The 16,446-nt window shown below is 55.4% G+C and carries 14 protein-coding genes and 1 pseudogene; 8 read left to right on the top strand and 7 right to left on the bottom strand.

Annotated features, from left to right (window positions below):
* Positions 1-130: 130 nt before the first annotated feature.
* A pseudogene (locus HHL26_RS22840) lies at positions 131-319 on the top strand (transposase); the annotation flags it as partial.
* A 222-nt stretch (positions 320-541) separates the two neighbouring features.
* Positions 542-715, top strand: a complete 174-nt coding sequence (locus tag HHL26_RS22835; protein ID WP_169576822.1) for a hypothetical protein — start codon at positions 542-544, stop codon at positions 713-715.
* A gap of 5 nt (positions 716-720) precedes the next feature.
* On the opposite strand, the gene HHL26_RS22830 is transcribed toward HHL26_RS22835, so the two are convergent.
* A complete protein-coding gene (locus tag HHL26_RS22830) occupies positions 721-2,139 on the bottom strand; it encodes an IS4 family transposase (protein ID WP_169576821.1) in 1,419 nt (472 codons plus the stop codon).
* A gap of 189 nt (positions 2,140-2,328) precedes the next feature.
* Between HHL26_RS22830 and HHL26_RS24560 the strand changes: the two genes are divergently transcribed.
* Positions 2,329-2,451 carry a hypothetical protein gene (locus HHL26_RS24560; RefSeq protein ID WP_277349453.1) on the top strand — a complete coding sequence of 41 codons (123 nt, stop codon included), beginning with the start codon at positions 2,329-2,331 and terminating at the stop codon, positions 2,449-2,451.
* 27 nt (positions 2,452-2,478) lie between these two features.
* On the opposite strand, the gene HHL26_RS22825 is transcribed toward HHL26_RS24560, so the two are convergent.
* Complete coding sequence (locus HHL26_RS22825; protein ID WP_169576820.1) at positions 2,479-3,459, bottom strand: NADPH:quinone oxidoreductase family protein; 981 nt, start codon at positions 3,457-3,459, stop codon at positions 2,479-2,481.
* 90 nt (positions 3,460-3,549) lie between these two features.
* Between HHL26_RS22825 and HHL26_RS22820 the strand changes: the two genes are divergently transcribed.
* A complete protein-coding gene (locus tag HHL26_RS22820) occupies positions 3,550-5,205 on the top strand; it encodes an AMP-binding protein (RefSeq protein WP_169576819.1) in 1,656 nt (551 codons plus the stop codon).
* A 138-nt stretch (positions 5,206-5,343) separates the two neighbouring features.
* Here the strand turns inward: HHL26_RS22820 and dmpG are convergent, their stop codons facing one another.
* The 3 genes from dmpG to HHL26_RS22805 form a co-directional block, all read right to left on the bottom strand.
* The gene (dmpG, locus tag HHL26_RS22815; protein ID WP_169576832.1) at positions 5,344-6,384 is read right to left on the bottom strand and encodes a 4-hydroxy-2-oxovalerate aldolase; all 1,041 of its coding nucleotides are present in this window, start codon (positions 6,382-6,384) and stop codon (positions 5,344-5,346) included.
* Positions 6,384-7,301, bottom strand: coding sequence for an acetaldehyde dehydrogenase (acetylating) (locus HHL26_RS22810; RefSeq protein ID WP_169576818.1), 918 nt, complete (start codon positions 7,299-7,301; stop codon positions 6,384-6,386). The genes dmpG and HHL26_RS22810 overlap by 1 nt, the downstream gene beginning before the upstream one ends.
* 89 nt (positions 7,302-7,390) lie before the next feature.
* Positions 7,391-8,182: a fumarylacetoacetate hydrolase family protein gene (locus HHL26_RS22805; protein WP_169576817.1), complete on the bottom strand. Its 792-nt coding sequence runs from the start codon at positions 8,180-8,182 to the stop codon at positions 7,391-7,393.
* A gap of 211 nt (positions 8,183-8,393) precedes the next feature.
* Between HHL26_RS22805 and HHL26_RS22800 the strand changes: the two genes are divergently transcribed.
* Positions 8,394-9,158: an IclR family transcriptional regulator gene (locus tag HHL26_RS22800; RefSeq protein WP_169576816.1), complete on the top strand. Its 765-nt coding sequence runs from the start codon at positions 8,394-8,396 to the stop codon at positions 9,156-9,158.
* Positions 9,159-9,200: 42 nt separating this feature from the next.
* Here HHL26_RS22800 and HHL26_RS22795 read toward each other — a convergent pair whose 3' ends face one another.
* Positions 9,201-9,992, bottom strand: a complete 792-nt coding sequence (locus tag HHL26_RS22795) for an SDR family NAD(P)-dependent oxidoreductase (protein WP_169576815.1) — start codon at positions 9,990-9,992, stop codon at positions 9,201-9,203.
* A gap of 126 nt (positions 9,993-10,118) precedes the next feature.
* On the opposite strand from HHL26_RS22795, the gene HHL26_RS22790 reads away from it, so the two are divergent.
* Genes HHL26_RS22790 through HHL26_RS22780 form a run of 3 tightly spaced genes read left to right on the top strand, consistent with a single transcriptional unit; the run spans position 10,119 to position 14,839 of the window.
* Positions 10,119-10,961, top strand: a complete 843-nt coding sequence (locus HHL26_RS22790) for an alpha/beta hydrolase (RefSeq protein ID WP_169576814.1) — start codon at positions 10,119-10,121, stop codon at positions 10,959-10,961.
* Between the two features lie 18 nt (positions 10,962-10,979).
* Positions 10,980-12,593 (top strand): class I adenylate-forming enzyme family protein, encoded by a 1,614-nt coding sequence (locus HHL26_RS22785; RefSeq protein WP_169576813.1) that lies wholly within the window; start codon positions 10,980-10,982, stop codon positions 12,591-12,593.
* Positions 12,594-12,646: 53 nt separating this feature from the next.
* Complete coding sequence (locus tag HHL26_RS22780) at positions 12,647-14,839, top strand: TonB-dependent receptor (protein WP_169576812.1); 2,193 nt, start codon at positions 12,647-12,649, stop codon at positions 14,837-14,839.
* 421 nt (positions 14,840-15,260) lie between these two features.
* Here the strand turns inward: HHL26_RS22780 and HHL26_RS22775 are convergent, their stop codons facing one another.
* On the bottom strand, positions 15,261-15,872 hold the full coding sequence (locus tag HHL26_RS22775; protein WP_169576811.1) for a TetR/AcrR family transcriptional regulator: 612 nt from the start codon (positions 15,870-15,872) through the stop codon (positions 15,261-15,263).
* Positions 15,873-16,446 lie beyond the last annotated feature (574 nt).

Raw genomic sequence — 16,446 nt, 5'->3', positions numbered from 1 at the left:
AAGATCGCCTTCGCCCGTCAGGCCCGCTCTCCGGTCGGGGCTTCGCCCCTCCCTGCGATCAGGCCTGACGGGCGAGCATACCGGCCATCATAGTTGCCGCTGAACCGGCCACCGTAATCGCCGCCGCCCAAACAATATATCAGAGCGCGAGATCCGCCCCTCAGTCGTGTTCCGCAAGGTCACCAACGGCTTCCGGTCCGACTGGGGTGCCCAGATCCACGCTGGATATCGATCCGTCACCGGAACCGCTCGTCTCAGCGGCAAATCGGCCCTCGTAGCCATCCGCGAACTCGTCGACGGCAGATTCATGGTCGCCTGATCAGCCCACCAATTGCCGACCCCGTGAGCAATTACCGCTACCTTCTGTCATGGCGGGCGTGGCACTTTCTGTCCGGCTTAGAGGGATGACTTAAGCACCCTTTCTCTATTCCAGTTCAGTAATATAACTTACGCTACGTTCGCCAACCCGAGCCCATGACCCGGGTGAATAAGACGGGTTAGAGCGGTCGAAAACCGCTTTAACAGGCTGCTGAAAAAGGGCTTGGCTACCCTCATTGGCAAATGGCGGATTGTGGCCAGCGGAGCCTGGCCGCGCGACCATCTCGACCTGTGCGGCCCCGCTTTCCTGCGCATCGACGCCGATGGCACCGGCGAAATGGCGTTCGGGGCGCTCTGCGCCTCGGTGGACGGCGGGTTCACCGTAAGCGTGGCCTGAGGCTTTCAATTACCTACAAGTGTTGCAGCTGAGACGTTGGCACCGATTTTGATGTCCATCAGGCGGGACCATCCTCTCCAGATGACGATGTTGCCAGGCGGCGGATCATGGGCTCGTGCAAGATAGCCTCCGAGCCTGGCGATTTGGGTTAGATAGTGGGAAAGGGTTCTGCCTGGCTGTTCATTCTTTCGGGAAGCTGCAAGTCGATCGATCAGGGTAATTTCAACATCGGTCAATACTAGTCGAGGCGATGCATCAGGAGCTGCGCGGTTGATCATGGTCATCCAGAACAAGCGCCAAGATAGAATGCAGAATATGGCGATCAGGTTGGCGAGGCGTTCGGCGGTCCGCAGCCGTGCATCTTCGGCTCGGCAGCCGGATTTGCGTATCTTGTGAAAAAGTTCGATCTTCCAACGCTGGGCATACCAACCGAGCTTTTCGATGGCTTCCTTGGGCGTTGTTACCGGCAGATCGGTGATGAGCCGCCAGTCGATCGGAGGCCGCCCTTCGGGCATTCCACATTCGCGGGCATGCAAGATGGTCAGGCTGAGGGAGGGATAGCGCTTTTGCTTTCCGATCGGCGGCAGAACCTGAATGCGCCTATAGCGTAGTTCGATGTCGGCATGATCGTCCTTGCCGATGGCGACCCGATGCAGGCCCTGAACTGTGGTCTCGCTCATTTCGTCGGCGATCGTATGGCCACCGTCACCGGCCAGACGATCGACACAGGTGCGGACCAGGAAATGCGTGCCCCGCGCCTGCGTTTCGCAGAAGAACTCGTAAATGTCGTTCTCCCGATCGCCAATGTGAACCAGTCGCTCCGGCTCACCCAGCAGGGCGGTCGATTGGCGCATATTCTCGAGCCAGCGGTAGCTCTCCTTCTCCTCGATCGGCACGCGCGTGGGATTGATCCGCCGTTTCAACGCATTGGTGCCCTTGAACCTGGTACGGGTCCAGAATTTCGCCGCGGTCAGACCCAGCGGCAATCCCTCGGTCGTGATCGCAAGGCTGGAGTGCATAAGCAGGCCACAGACCGTATGAAGCCGAAGACGGCCATTCTCATCGCGTCGGCTCGGCGCAAGACCGATGGCGCCAATTTTTTCGGGATCGCGCCGTTGATAGGAGAATTCGGTGGTGTCCTGTAAAACCAGAATGAACCCCTCAAGCGCCGCCGCGCGTGCCCGTGTCGCCTGGAAATGCCCGGCAAGTATGTCGCCCTCGTTCACAGAGCCATTGGAGAAAAAGCGGTAGGCCGCCTTGGTATTGGCCCAGTCCTGGCACGCCATCGGTATCGGCGCGCCAATCGCTCCTGCCATCTGTTTAAGCATCGTTCGAAGCCGTTCGGCCAGTCGCTTGTCACGAAAGGCGGCAGGATCGACTTCGCCGTCTGCCCATACTGCCGCATCGAAAACGGACGTCTCCACGTTGCACCCCGCCAACCATTCCAGGTGCCAGGGAATGAATCATGCCTGATTCCAGGCGAGCAACGCTCATGCGGCCAACGGAATCACGCTCACGACCACTTGTGGGTAATTGAAAGCGTCAGGCCCCGCTTACGGTTCACCCCCAGCGGGGTCGACTTCGACTGGAATGGTGCCGATGAGGGCGACCAGGTGACCGAAACCGGTTGGGCCGACCTGCGCGACGATGGATGGCTCGAAGGCGAAATCGCCTACGACAATGGCGACGACACCTCCTTCATCGCCAAACCGTGGGATTTTTCAGCAGCCTGCTAAAGAGCCGATCCACATGGCTGATCAGCTCTACCATGCCAATACTACCTTGCCGACTGTATTTCGCGTTCCTAAGTCCTTGATCGCCTCTATTAATTCGCTAATCGGGCGGACCTGCTGGATCAGAGGACTGATCTTGCCGTCAGCACACCGGCCAACCAAATCCTGCTGTATTGTAGCGATTTCCTCTGGATTGCGGTCAAAGCTCCAGTAAACGCCATGCACACTGGCCGATTTCACCAGCATGTAGTTCGCTTTCAAGGCCGGTATCTCGCCACTGGCAAAGCCACACACGAGCAACTGCCCCCGCCATCCCAAAAGGCGTAAACTTCGCTCCGAAGTTTGTCCTCCTACCGGATCGAGAATAATATCGACGCCTTGCGGCGCCAACGCTTTAACCTCGTCGTGCCAATCCGGCTGGCGGTAATCGATCACGTGTTCAGCGCCATTCTCGCGTGCTATCCGACGCTTGTCCTCCGATCCTGCCGTTGCGATGATACGAGCCCCGGCGGAGCGGGCCAGTTGCGTTGCAGCGATGCCAAGCCCACCTGCGGCGGCATGAATCAGAATTGTCTGTCCGGCGGTCAGATTGGCTTTCTGGAACAATGCTACATGAGCTGTCGTGTAGGAAACAGGGAGCGCGGCAGCGATCGGGGCGGGCAAATCGCCGATGGCCATTAATCGGTGCGAGGGAACCGCGCAATATTCCGCGAATGCCCCGCTGCGAACTTGGCACGCCACTCTATCGCCGATTTGAAACCGGGAACTACCACTTGTTTGAACCACGGTTCCGGCAAATTCATTACCAGGCACAAACGGAGGCTCGATGCGGTCCTGATAGCGGCCTGCAATCGCTATCTCGTCTGCAAAATTCAGCCCGACAGCCTCGATTTTCACCAGCGTATCAACCGGTTCCGCGCCACCTTCGCGCAAGGATGGAACCGGGATCCGGTCGAGAACAAGATCCTCCGGCTTGCCGTATTGCTTGATTACCCATGCCCGCATTGTCATCGCTTCGACCGTTCCCTTGCAAAGTATCCATTCGTATGAGTATGGGGGGAAGGGAGTCCTGACAAGCAGCAAAGTGTAGAGGATGGCTTGATGACAGCCGACAAGAATAGACCGGTCTGGGTAACGCATTACCCTTCTACCGCGCGCGATCTCTCGCCGCCCGAACCGCGTGCGCTGACTGCGCTGCTTGATGAGGCAGCGCAGTCCTTTCCCGAAAGGCCCTGCCTCACGCTGGAGGATTGGACGCTCACTTACGGTGACGTTGCTCTGCTTGCATCTCGCCTTGGCGCGGGCCTAGCGCAGATGGGTGTTATGCCTGGGGATCGGATCGGGTATATGGGGCCGCCTCACCCCCTGTTCACGCTTAGCTGTTTCGCGATGTGGAATATCGGTGCGGTATATGTCGGGCTTAATCCCTTATACAGCGCCGAACGGCTGGCTGGACAATGTATCGACAGCGGTCTCAAGGCGATCATCACGCTTGATGAGCCCCGTTTACTGGCAAAGGCGCATCATATTCGCGAATTGATCGTGCAGCCAGTCTCCTTTCTGGTAGGTTCCTTCAGGAAGGACCCGCGCGAGGCGACCCACCCAAACGAACCGTTAGGGCAAGGTGAGGTATGGCTCATTGCCGACTTGCTGGCTGCTGATGGGGCGGTAGAGCGGGCGACCTTCGATCCCACGACTCAACCGGCTGTGCTGCAGTTCACAGGTGGCACTACCGGCACACCCAAAGCAGCAGTACTCACCCATTTCAACTTATTGACCAATGCTGCCCAGATGGTCAGTTGGTATCCCCAGTTGAAGCCCGGCAGGGAGGTCATGCTTTCCGCTGCACCGGTGACTCATGCGGGCGGCATCGGCCCGGTCCAGAATTTTACCGTCCAGTTGGCGGGAGAGCTTGTATCGCTGCCGCGCTTTGATCCGATGAAGACGCTCGACCTGATCGAGGAGCGGAAGATCACCATTCTGCTGATGGCGCCAACGATGGCCATCGCCTTGCTTGAAGCGGCTCGGGAGCGACCGATCGACTGGTCCGGTGTGAAGTGCATCCAATGCGGTGCCGGTCCCGTACCGGCAGAGCTGAAGGTCCGGTTCCTGCGGAACACAGGGCACTGGATCACTACTCTCTACGGGATGAGCGAAACTGCCCCTGCCGTCGTCTATTCACCGTCTGACCGGACGCTCGCAGAATATACGGGTGTACCGTTGCCGTTCACGGAGGTCGAGATTCGCAAGGTCGATGATCCGCATCAACGTGCGGCAGCGGGTGAGGTAGGAGAAATCTGCCTTCGCGGCCCGCAAGTGATGAAGGGATACTGGCGCAATCAGGAAGCTACCAGCAAAGCATTTGTCGATGGCTTCTTCCGCAGCGGCGATCTGGGTTCGATGAGCGAAGACGGACTAGTCACCGTCAGCGACAGGCTCAAGGACATTATAATTGCCGGTGGGTACAATATTTATCCCGCCGACGTGGAAAACGCGATACTTGGCCATCCCGCTGTGCGCGAAGCGGCGGTTATCGGAGTGCCTGACGAATACCGGGGCGAAACCGCAAAGGCGATTGTGAGCCTTCGTGAAGGCGAGGAGCTTGATCTCGAGAAGCTCAAGACGTTTCTCTCCAGTCGCCTGTCGCCAATGGAAATTCCCACGATCTTGTCCATCGTCGATGAAATACCGCGCAATGAGAACATGAAGATTTCGCGGATGGACCTGCGCGAGCGCGACGCGCTTGACTCAGGCTAGTCTAGCATGCGTGAGCGTCTGCCTTTGCCTTGAAGCGATACGCCCGATGTGCCCACATGGCACGGCATGTGCAGGGCTAAGGAAGGACCGGACGGTGAACTGCAGCGCCGCCCGGTCTGCCTGGTGTCATGTTCCAGACTAGATCAGTTCGCGTGCCTTTGCCATCGAAAGAGCCGTGTCCTCGATCATGTCTTCCTGACCACCGATCATCTTCTTGCGCGCCAGTTCCATGAGGATGTCGCGAGCAGAGAGGCCGTATTTGCTTTCCGCTTCTTTGGCCTTGTACAGGAATGTAGAATAAACCCCGGCAAAGCCTAGCGTGATGGAATCCCGATCCGCCCTTGGCGGCTTTGGCATGATCGGTAAGACCCGATCTTCCGCAACATCCATCAGTTTGAACAAGTCGACACCAGTCTCGATCCCCAGTCGTTCGCTAACGGCAGCCATCAGTTCCAGCGGCGTATTGCCAGCTCCCGCACCAAGCCCGGCAGCCGAACCGTCAATCCGGCTTGCACCGGCGGCAACAGCGGCCAGCGAATTGGCAACTCCCATTCCAAGGTTGTGGTGGGCATGAAAACCGATCTCTGTCTCATCTTGTAAGGTCGCGCGCAATCCGGCGATGCGGATGGTGACGTCATCCGGCAGCATATAGCCGGCCGAATCCACGCAGTAGATCGTCTGTGCCCCGTAGCCTTCCATCAGCAGCGCCTGTTCGAGCAAGTGCTCGGGTGTGGTCATGTGTGCCATCATCAGGAAGCCGACGGTATCCAAGCCCAATTCCCGCCCCAGACCGATATGCTGTTCGGTTACATCCGCTTCGGTGCAATGGGAAGCAACGTGAACGCAGGTCGCCCCGCAGTCTGCCGCCATGCGCAACTCATCGAGCGTGCCGATGCCGGGGACATGCAGGACCGAAATAGCTGCATTTTTCACATGCTTGGCCACCGCCATGATATACTCGCGATCGGAATGTAGGCCTCGACCGTAGTTGAGAGATGATCCCCCCAGCCCGTCGCCATGGGTGACCTGAATCAACGGCACTCCCGCTTCGTCGAGTCCCGAGGCTATCTCGATCATCTGTTCCAGAGTTATCTGATGGCGCATCGAATGCATACCATCGCGCAGACACATGTCGTGCAACTTGACCTTTCGGCCCTTGACCTTTTCTCCTAGGGTCATCATGCGTTCTCCTTAACTGGTTCCAACTTAAGTCGACCGGCTAATATGTCCCGCGCGAACATCTCGGCGGTGCGAGCGCCAGCTGCGGTCATTATGTCGAGATTGCCGGCGTATTTTGGAAGAAAATCACCTAATCCCTCGACCTCGAGAAAAATCGATACCTTGCGACCTTCGAAGGTCGGCCCGTTTTTCAATTTGTAGCCGGGCACATACTCCTGAACCGTGGCGATCATCTCGTGCACCGAAGCAGTGATGGCTGCCTGGTCGGGTTCATCGACAGTTTCGCAATAGACGGTATCGCGCATCATTAGAGGCGGCTCCGCCGGATTCACGATCACGATCGCCTTGCCTTGCGCAGCACCGCCGACTTTCGCCACCGCCGCCGAGGTGGTGCGAGTGAACTCGTCGATATTTTTGCGCGTGCCCACCCCAATAGACTTCGACGCGACAGTGGCAATGATTTCCGCATAGGCCACTTTCTGAATCTTGCTGACGGCAGCAACCATGGGGATCGTTGCCTGTCCGGCACAAGTGACCATATTGACATTCATGGCCTGGCGACCGGCAAGGTCCTTCAGATTGACCGGGGGGACACATAGCGGGCCGATGGCAGCGGGGGTAAGATCGATAACCAGAACGCCCAGCTCATTGAGCTTGCGACTGTTCTCGGGATGAACATAGGCCGAGGTCGCATCGAAGGCGATCTGCACTCTATCAGCGATCACATGGGGAACCAGCCCGTCAACACCCTCCGATGTTGTCTTGAGGCCAAGAGTGTTCGCGCGTGCAAGACCTTCGGAACCAGGCTCGATACCGACCATCCAGACGGGTTCTAGAACCTCGGAACGCAGTAATTTATAGAGAAGATCGGTGCCGATATTTCCCGGCCCGATTATTGCGCATTTGATTTTATCCATCTGGTCCTCTTTCTTGTAAATGGATTCTGCCAGGAATCACATCATAGTCTAATGGGCCCGCCTTTTCGGGGGGGGGGGGATGAATAGGACTACTCGAACGTGAGGCGGCACGTTCCCAGCCCGTCGCTGAGACTGAGCAATAAGACGTCACCGGCGGTTATTTCGATCATCGGACCGAGCGCCCCGGAAAGGATTATCTCGCCTGCCTTGAAAGGCAGGCCGAGATCACCCAGGGTATTGGCAAGCCATGCAACCGAGTTGAGCGGCGAACCCTGGACAGCAGCCCCTACGCCGTTGGCAGCTTCAATTCCGTTGCGCTCGATCTTCATTTTCACGCCAGCAAGATCGATGTCCCTCGGATCGACCCGGTCCGAGCCTAACGCGAAGATGCCGCACGAGGCATTGTCGGCAACCGTGTCCTGGATTCTGATGTCCCAGTTGCCGATGCGGCTGTCCACGATCTCGAAACAGGCGGTGACATAGTCGGTCGCTTCCAGGACATCGGCTGCAGTCACCCCTGGCCCGACCAGATCCCGCTTCAGGCGGAAGGCGATCTCGCCCTCGGCCTTGGGCTGAATGAGAGTTGCGAGATCGACAGTTGCCCCATCGGGGACCAGCATTGCATCGGTCAATTGACCAAAATCGGGTTCATAGACCCCGATCATTTCCTGCACCACCTTCGAAGTAACCCCGATTTTCTTGCCGATGATCTTTTCGCCCGCATTTAGACGCCGTGCAATCATGCGCTCCTGAACCCGATAGGCATCGATGACATCCATCTGCGGATTACGGTCCCGAAGATTGGGGATCGTCGCACCTGCAACAAGAGCGTCGTAGAGCTCATCGCCAAGCGACGTGATTTCAGAAATTTCGATTGCCATTTCTAATACCTCACCGGATTATTCTGTATTTCCAAAATTTTTCTATGAATTCATTTTTTTCGTCACGACTGGTAGAAGCCCCATCAAGATTTGAATGGGTTCGCGAGCCTTCCGCCGCCTATCCCACATTGCCTTGCTTCGCCTGTATCGGCCACCCTTGACAGGCAAGCTTTTCGGGATAGATTCTCACTCAATGAGAGGTCGCGCCGGAATGAGGGACGAAACCGGTACATCGGTTGCCGAGCGATTGCTCGATTTGCTAGAATGTCTTTCGTCTGCGCCTCTGACGGTGAGGGCAATATCCGAAAAGTCGGGAATTCCTATATCGACGGTTCACCGCCTCGTTCGGCTACTTCTGTCGCGGAAATATTTGGTGCGGCAGGATCGTGGTCGCTATGGCCTTGGTTTGGCAAGTGTGGAACTCTCGTCACGCGCGGATCTCGATGCCATCCTTACTAGCACAACCCGGCCGGTCATCGCCAATCTGGCCAGGAATTGCAGCCGCACTGCACATCTGGGTGTTTTCCAGAACAATCTTGTCCGGTATCTGGTCAGGGTCGAGGCTGGGTATTCACGCCCGCCATCGCGCGAGATGACCGAGCTTGAGGCCTATTGCACTGCGATCGGGAAGGTCCTTCTCGCCCAGCTTTCTCCCGAGCAACTTGACGAATACCTGGCCCCGGGGGATTTCGTTTCCCTCACGGAGAATACCATCTCGCAGCCCGGTTGTCTGAGAACAGAGTTAGAGGCGGTTCGCAATCAGGGCTGGGCGATCGACCGGGGCGAAATGTATCCCGAACTGTGCTGCCTCGCTGTACCGATACAGGACCGGACTGGCCGGGTCATCGCGGCAGTATCCGTCACTGACACATGTAAACATGAAAGACTGAGCGAGGTAGAAGATAGATTGCTCAAGCTGCTGCCACGCATCAATGCAGCAGCAGAGGAAATTTCCACTTTACTGCGGTTTCCTTAAAGAGAATTTCTACCAAGCATATCTGAATTTTTACCGACATACTTATCTCATTATCGTGCTGAGCCCAGCATCGTTTATCAGGATCGTTCCGTTGATGTTCTTGCCATCACGCCTCGATGCAAGCAGGACATAGCATCCAGCTTGATCTTCGGCAGCTGCGGCTCGTCCGAGGGGAGATGCCTTCGCGACCATCTCGACGGTCCTGCCCTCTGCATCCAGCCGCCGCGTCGAGCTGTCCAGCGCATCAAGCCCCGAAAGACCGGTCACCGTTCCTCCGGGAGCGACACCATTCACCCGAACATGGGGTGCCCATTCATAGGCCAGCTGGTACACCACGCCACGCAACGCAAACTTGCTTGCGGTGTACAATGTCCCCCCGCCGCCGGCCCGGAAGCTGGCATTGGAACAGCTCACGATGAAGGAGCCACCCGATTCCCGCAGTGCCTCGGCAGAGGAACGTGCAATCAGCAAGGTGGATAGAACGTTAATGCGAAACATCTCTTCAAACGCAGCTTCCAGATCGGCTGGGGACATTCTATCTATGCGCTTGTACCAGTCATAAACGCCCGCATTTGCGATCACGCAATCAAGTTTTCCGAATTTTTCCAGCGCCAGTGCGACACCGCTATCACAAATAACTGAATCCCTGCAATCGCCCATCACAACTGCGCAACGATCGCCTAGGCGATCTGCAAGCTCGGCAAGTGCATCCGTATTGCGATCTAGCGCTACAACATTTGCCCCTTCTTCCGCGAACCGGAGTGCCACGGCCTCGCCAATGCCTGACGCCGCACCTGTGATCAGTGCAGTTTGTCCCGAAAGATTCCCAGCCATTTCTCATCCTCTAACTTTTATTGCATGCTAAATACGGCACCATACTCTTACGTATTGACATTGCACGCCTCTCCTAGCAACAGGAAACCATAACATTGACACATTGCTGAGTCTGGAGAGAGAAGCATGCCCGATAACGCGGTGCTCCCCGATATAGGGGTTTCGATGGATGTCGGCGGAATTAAGACGAATTATCATGAAATCGGTGAAGGCGACCCAGTGATTCTTCTTCACGGTTCCGGTCCGGGAGTCACAGCTTGGCAGAACTGGCACAAGATACTGCCTCGCCTGGGCGAAACGCATCACGTTCTGGCCCTGGATGTCGTGGGGTTTGGCTTCAGTCCGCTTCCCGAAGGTGAAAAGCCAGGCATCAAGCTGTGGACCAAGCATCTGGCTGATTTCATCGATGCCATGGGGCTAGATCGCGTGACCTTGATCGGCAACAGTTTTGGTGGCGCGCTTGCTCTAGGCATGATGGCTCATCACGCCCACAAAGTGCGCTCGCTCGTCCTGATGGGAACGCCGGCGGGCGAGTTCGAGCAGAGTCAGGGCTTGGCCAACAGCAGAAGTTTTGAACCCAGCCTAGATGCCATGAGGGCGATGCTGCGCGCCTTTCCCTACGATCCTTCGATCGTCACCGAAGAGGCTGTCGAGGCCCGGCTGCGGGTCGCCAAGATCGCCAGCGGGAAAGAAACCATCGAGAAACTGCAGCCCGGCGACGAGCAGGACGCGAAGGGTCCGCGGATTGTCAAGGGCATCCCCCTCCAGCAACTTGAGGCGATCGATGTGCCAGCGCTCATCCTGCATGGTCGGGAGGACAAGATGATCCCGCTGTCGGTTGCCGTCAGAATGCACGAACACCTCAAGAGGTCGGAAATGCACGTGTTTGGTCAATGCGGCCACTGGGTGCAATTGGAGCGCGAAGATCAGTTTCTTGACCAAGTTTGTGGTTTTCTCCGCAACAACTGACCCGGGGGGTTAAGCAAGATGGGTTCCACCTTTCCCTACTCTGTTGCCGTTGGAAATGGTGCACAAATGCAGAAATCGAAAGCCAGGTTCGAGATACTCCGTCGCATCGAGGATGGCGATCCGGTCTTTTCCCGGAAGGATTATGCCGATGTCGTGACGATGTTCTGGGACACCGTGGAGGCATGTCCGGATCAAATAGCGCTTGTCGATGGCGACAGGAGGCTTTCCTATGCGCAGTTTGGCGCAGCGGTGGCCGGTCTTGCGGGCCGGATTGGTGAGAAAGTCACACCTTCAGCACGCGTCGCGATTTGCATGTCCAATTCGATCGAGGCAAATGTTGCCATTTTCGCGGCGCTGAGCGCCGGTGCAGAAATTTCGATTGTCAACGCAGGCTATACCCCGCGCGAGATTGACACACTGTTCAATATAGCCCCACCAGAACTCGTCCTGGCTGGTCAGAGCAATTCCGAGGTTGCGGGGGCTTCCGCCCGGAATGCCGAGGCACCTCTGATTATCGTCGGAGAGGGCGGGGTCTCCATCGACGCACTGCTCGATACCCCGCCGACAAGGCCGGACGTGGAGATAATGGGCGCCAGTCCGTGCATTATCATGTTTACCGGCGGATCGACCGGCGCACCCAAGGGGGTGCAGCGCGACCATCGGTCCGAAATGAGCGTCATCAAGGCGATGCACACTGCGTGGCCAACACGCCTGCAGGAAGAGGTGTGGCTCAATGTCGCCCCGGTAAGCCATGTATGGGGGATACACATGGGCTGCTTCAATCCGGTCTATGGCCGCTCGTGCCTCATAATTGTTCCCCGCTTTCACCCCGATCTGGTGGCAGGCTTGATGGAAAAGTATCGCGTCAGCGTATTCAGCGGCGGCCCCGCGGCGATCTATCAAGGTCTTCTCGCTGCGCCTGACACGGATATGTCGGCCCTGTGGCTTTGCCCCGGCGGTGGATCGGTCTTCTCACGGCAAACGCTATCGCGATGGGAGGCCAAAACCGGCCTGCCCATCCTTGAAGCATTCGGCATGACCGAAGGTGGCCCGCTGACGGCGCAGCCGCTCGACGGCACCCATCAATACGGCACGGCCGGGCTTCCCCTCCCGGGTATAGAAGTTGCCATTGTGGCTCTGGACGGTAGCGGTGAGCGGCTTTCCGCCAACGAGAATGGCGAGATATTTCTGCGCGGCGAAAGGGTGATTGACCGGTACATGGGGCTGCCGCCAGTGGCTGAGGATGGTTGGCTTCCGACGGGTGACATCGGCTTCCTCACACCGGACGGCTTTTTGACGGTAGTGGACCGCAAGAAGGACATGCTGATTGTAGGCGGGTTTAATGTTTATCCAAGCGAGATCGAGCAAGTCCTATCCCTAGTTCCCGAAGTTTCCGACGCGGCGGTGGTCTCCGTCCCGGACAGCCGCAAAGGCGAGGCTCCGTTTGCCTTCGTGGCAGCTAGCCCGCAATCTGGGGTGGACGAGAAGTTCCTAATGGAACACTGCGCAAAAAACATGACAAAATATAAGATTCCGCGAAATATTGTCGTGCTTGATGAAATTCCTAAAACTCCTGCACGCAAGCCGGACAAGAAACGCCTTAAAGAAATGGCAAACGAATTATTGGAATGACTGGGGAATTTTGGTTAGTTAATATATAAATTATTAGGAGGGAGGCAAAGTAAATGAAAATCAAACTTTTTAATAGTGCCGCACTGATGCCGTTCGTGCTTCTTCCTGCTGTGGCCCACGCGCAGGAAATCAGAACCGACCCAGCGTTAGATGCCACACAGGAAGTCAGCCAGCAGGCTGATCCTTCGAGCAGTGAGATTATCGTTACAGCGACCCGACGAGAAGCAAGCTTGCAGAAAGTTCCTGTCGCAGTGACTGCGGTCTCAAATCTGGCGCTGACGACCTCGGGTGTCGAGAACGTGCGTTCGCTTAACCTAGTCGCTCCCGGTTACAACGGGGGGCGGAATCAGAACGTGATGCAGCCCAGTATTCGCGGGGTTGGGTCGAACGGAACTTCGGTCGGCGACGAATCAAATGTCGCCGTCTATGTTGATGGTATCTATCAAGGCGATCCCTATTCGACGCAGATCGACCTTGTCGAAATCTCTCGAATAGAGGTTCTTCGCGGACCGCAGGGCACAGTTTTTGGTCGCAATGCGACAGGTGGTCTCGTCAACGTGGTGACCCCGGATCCGCAGTTCAATTCGCGAGGGCGAATCAAGGCGAGTGGCGCGCGTACGCGGGAACGCGCGAATAATTTCGACATCAGCGGCTATGTCACGGGCGGCTTGACCGACACGATTGCTGCCGATCTTGCGGTGCTCTATCGCAACCAGGACGGATACGCAGTCAACCTGTTCAAGGGCGGCACTGTTGGGGACAGAGAAACCATTTCGGTTCGCTCAAAGCTTCTGTTCCAGCCTAGCGACACGGCCAAGTTCGTTCTCACGGTCGGCTATGTCGACACCCATGAGGAAACGGCTGCTCTCGGTCAGCCATACAAAGGAAATACACTGGGAGCGAAGTTCGATGGAGCGATCGTGCCCAATAAACCATGGCAAGTATCTAACTTTGTCGCAGCCAGCGGAACAGCCGGATTGTCAGACTATACGCGGCTCGACCTCGCCCTTAAGGGGCAGTTGGATCTAGGGGGGGTCATCCTGGAATCTACTAGTTCCTATATGCGGACGCGCGTGAATCAAAACGCCGATTCCGACGGAACCAACCTTTTGCTCGGCGAAACCGATATGCGGGTCCGACCCGATACGTTTACCCAGGAGCTTCGCTTGGTTTCGGATAACAGCGGTCCTTTGAGTTGGACCGCCGGACTCTATTATTACGAATTGGAAGGTGAACAACCTCTTACCTTAATAAATCGCCAGGACCCGTCACTGCCTATTGTACCAACTAGGATGGAACCGAAGGTATCGACTGCATCCTATGCGGCCTTCGCCGAAGGTACTTATGAGCTTATGCCGAGATTTTCTATCACACTCGGTGGTCGTTTCACTACAGAGAAAAGAAAATTTTCTCAGCGTATCAATGGAAACCAGCTATTCACAGATGCGGAAAAGAAGTTTGACAAATTCACATACCGCGTTTCTTTGCAATATGAAGCCTCTCCGGATCTTAACATTTATGGTACTTACGGAACGGGCTTCAAAAGCGGTGTATTTAACACATTCAGTCCCTCCAGAGTTGCAGTGGACCCGGAAACGATCGAAGCATTCGAGTTCGGCATAAAATCTGAGCCACTATCTTGGTTGCGCGCAAACCTAGCGACCTTCTATTATAAATATGACGACATGCAGGTGACGGCACGAGGGGGCGACAACTCTTTCGTGTTGCAGAACGCTGCAAAAGCCAAGATCTATGGTGGCGAACTCGAGCTCACAGCAGAACCCGTCACAGGCTTAAATCTGCGGTCTGCAATTGCTTACACGCATTCTGAGTATGATAAATTCACCAATGCCCAAGTTTTCATTCCTCGTCCGGGCGGCGGAAACTTGGTTTCCTCTGTCGATGCATCGGGCAATCAACTGATCCGCACTCCCGAGTTCACGTTAACCTTAGGCGGGCGCTACAGCTTCGATGCATTTGATGGAAAAGCATTCCTTGGTGGAAATATATTCCATTCAAGCCCAGTTTATTACGACTATCTTAATACGTTCAAGCAGGATTCCTATGAGCTTATCTCCAGTGAGATCGGTTGGACCACTCCGAATGATGATCTTACTTTCCGGATATTCGCGAAGAATCTTACCAATGCAGCGGTGGCCCAGCAAATTTCACCTGGACCGCTTGGGGCTTACATCATCTACGAACGTCCGCGTGAAGTAGGTGCGAGTGTAGAGATCAAGTTCTGATTGATATGCGGTGCAGGGTAATTTTTGTATCCTGCACCGCCACTCATCTACCGTACGCCACCTGACCTCCGAAAGTTCCCTCGGACTGGAATGTAGATTATGCTCACATACGCTCAGGTGCATAAGGAATATCTGGCCTGCTGCTGGTTTCGTAGGCACTAGGATAAGTGGCACCAAAAATGAAGACAAGGTAATCAGTGAGCGTGGCGCAGGTGTGGATATATATGCGTGTGCATAAAGCATTGCTGTGTAATGTATGAATGATTTTCTGGGTCGCGCAGTAAATCGTTTCCTAGCAATTGTCAGATTAAGATTAAATACAAGGGTGCTTAGTGATACGCCCGGAATAATAATTTATTTATTCTGAATATTAGAAATATTCATCTAATAAATTAGAAGATCTATATGGAGTTCGTCGTAATCATAAATTAATGATATAGTCCTTGAAATAATCCGGAATAAATAACTCCATGAAGGCATTTTTATCTTCGGATTGGTGCTCAAATTTCTTTGATGGCATGAGTATGTTGAGTCCAATGAGGTGAGCGAGAGCCATTGCTGCTGTTTGGCGCGCCCTGTTTTTGCTCTGACCAAGTTCGATATAAGCCTCTGCTATTAGACTCATTCGATCCTGATCAACGCGCTTTGTTGTTTCCGCAGCAATGTCGGAAACTCGTGCCCATTCCCGCAGGGCCTGTTCAATAGGGCCGCCAGGAACGTCGGGACCTTTATTCAAAGCCAAGGTAAAGAAATATCGCAACCGATCACGCGGAGCATTAAAATCACGCTTGCCCGCCAAACCGATGGCGATGGTGGCGGAATTATACCAATATTTTAGTGTCTCAGAGAGTAGAGAATCTCTATCTTTGAAATGCCAATAAAAACTTCCTTTTGTTACTTTTAGTTCCCTTGCCAAGGATTCTATTTGAATAGCAGCTACGCCTACATCACCTATCTTACCTAAGGTATGTTTTAGCCATATATTCTTCGACAGCCTAGCCGTTTTTATAGATTCACTCCTATGTTCAGGCATGAATTCTCCTTCAATTGACTGACTAGTATCCGGAACACGGTCTAGCAGGTAACGGGGTTTGAGTAGCAACGGAACAGAAAACCTACATAAGGGGCTTCAAGCATCGTCGATGCCTGTGGCATCAGGATCGCGTAGCGGCCGCAGCTCGCCCCGCGCCACGATGGGGTGACTACACGAAAGTAACGTATCTGCACGCTAAGGGCGAACGGATAGCGAACGTCACGCGGCGAGCAGGGAACTGACGGCGCGCAGCGGTCGCAGGGCATCCGGATCGGGCCGATCTTGGGTCAATCCCGGCAAAGGTACGTAACGCAACATAGGATTTCAGTCGCCCCATCGAAGGCTCTCGGGTTGTAAATCCGTCAGTTTGTCGATCGCTTCCTGGATATTTTCGAGGGCCTCGCTGAGGTCGGAGAGTTGGTCCTCGATCTCGGTTGCCAGGTCAAACGTAATTGCTCACGGGGTCGGCAATTGGTGGGCTGATCAGGCGACCATGAATCTGCCGTCGACGAGTTCGCGGATGGCTACGAGGGCCGATTTGCCGCTGAGACGAGCGGTTCCGGTGACGGATCGA

The organism is Sphingobium sp. TB-6 (assembly GCF_012927365.1).
Taxonomy (GTDB): Bacteria; Pseudomonadota; Alphaproteobacteria; order Sphingomonadales; family Sphingomonadaceae; genus Sphingobium.
Note: the sequence above shows the minus strand (reverse complement) of the source record. Positions and strands in the feature narration are given on the sequence as shown.

Excerpts from the sequence above, each read along its gene's own strand:
- HHL26_RS22825 (WP_169576820.1), bottom strand. The coding sequence starts at position 3,459 with ATGACAATGCGGGCATGGGTAATCAAGCAATACGGCAAGCCGGAGGAT.
- HHL26_RS22820 (WP_169576819.1), top strand. The coding sequence starts at position 3,550 with ATGACAGCCGACAAGAATAGACCGGTCTGGGTAACGCATTACCCTTCT.
- dmpG (WP_169576832.1), bottom strand. The coding sequence starts at position 6,384 with ATGACCCTAGGAGAAAAGGTCAAGGGCCGAAAGGTCAAGTTGCACGAC.
- HHL26_RS22810 (WP_169576818.1), bottom strand. The coding sequence starts at position 7,301 with ATGGATAAAATCAAATGCGCAATAATCGGGCCGGGAAATATCGGCACC.
- HHL26_RS22805 (WP_169576817.1), bottom strand. The coding sequence starts at position 8,182 with ATGGCAATCGAAATTTCTGAAATCACGTCGCTTGGCGATGAGCTCTAC.
- HHL26_RS22800 (WP_169576816.1), top strand. The coding sequence starts at position 8,394 with ATGAGGGACGAAACCGGTACATCGGTTGCCGAGCGATTGCTCGATTTG.
- HHL26_RS22795 (WP_169576815.1), bottom strand. The coding sequence starts at position 9,992 with ATGGCTGGGAATCTTTCGGGACAAACTGCACTGATCACAGGTGCGGCG.
- HHL26_RS22790 (WP_169576814.1), top strand. The coding sequence starts at position 10,119 with ATGCCCGATAACGCGGTGCTCCCCGATATAGGGGTTTCGATGGATGTC.
- HHL26_RS22785 (WP_169576813.1), top strand. The coding sequence starts at position 10,980 with ATGGGTTCCACCTTTCCCTACTCTGTTGCCGTTGGAAATGGTGCACAA.
- HHL26_RS22780 (WP_169576812.1), top strand. The coding sequence starts at position 12,647 with ATGAAAATCAAACTTTTTAATAGTGCCGCACTGATGCCGTTCGTGCTT.
- HHL26_RS22775 (WP_169576811.1), bottom strand. The coding sequence starts at position 15,872 with ATGCCTGAACATAGGAGTGAATCTATAAAAACGGCTAGGCTGTCGAAG.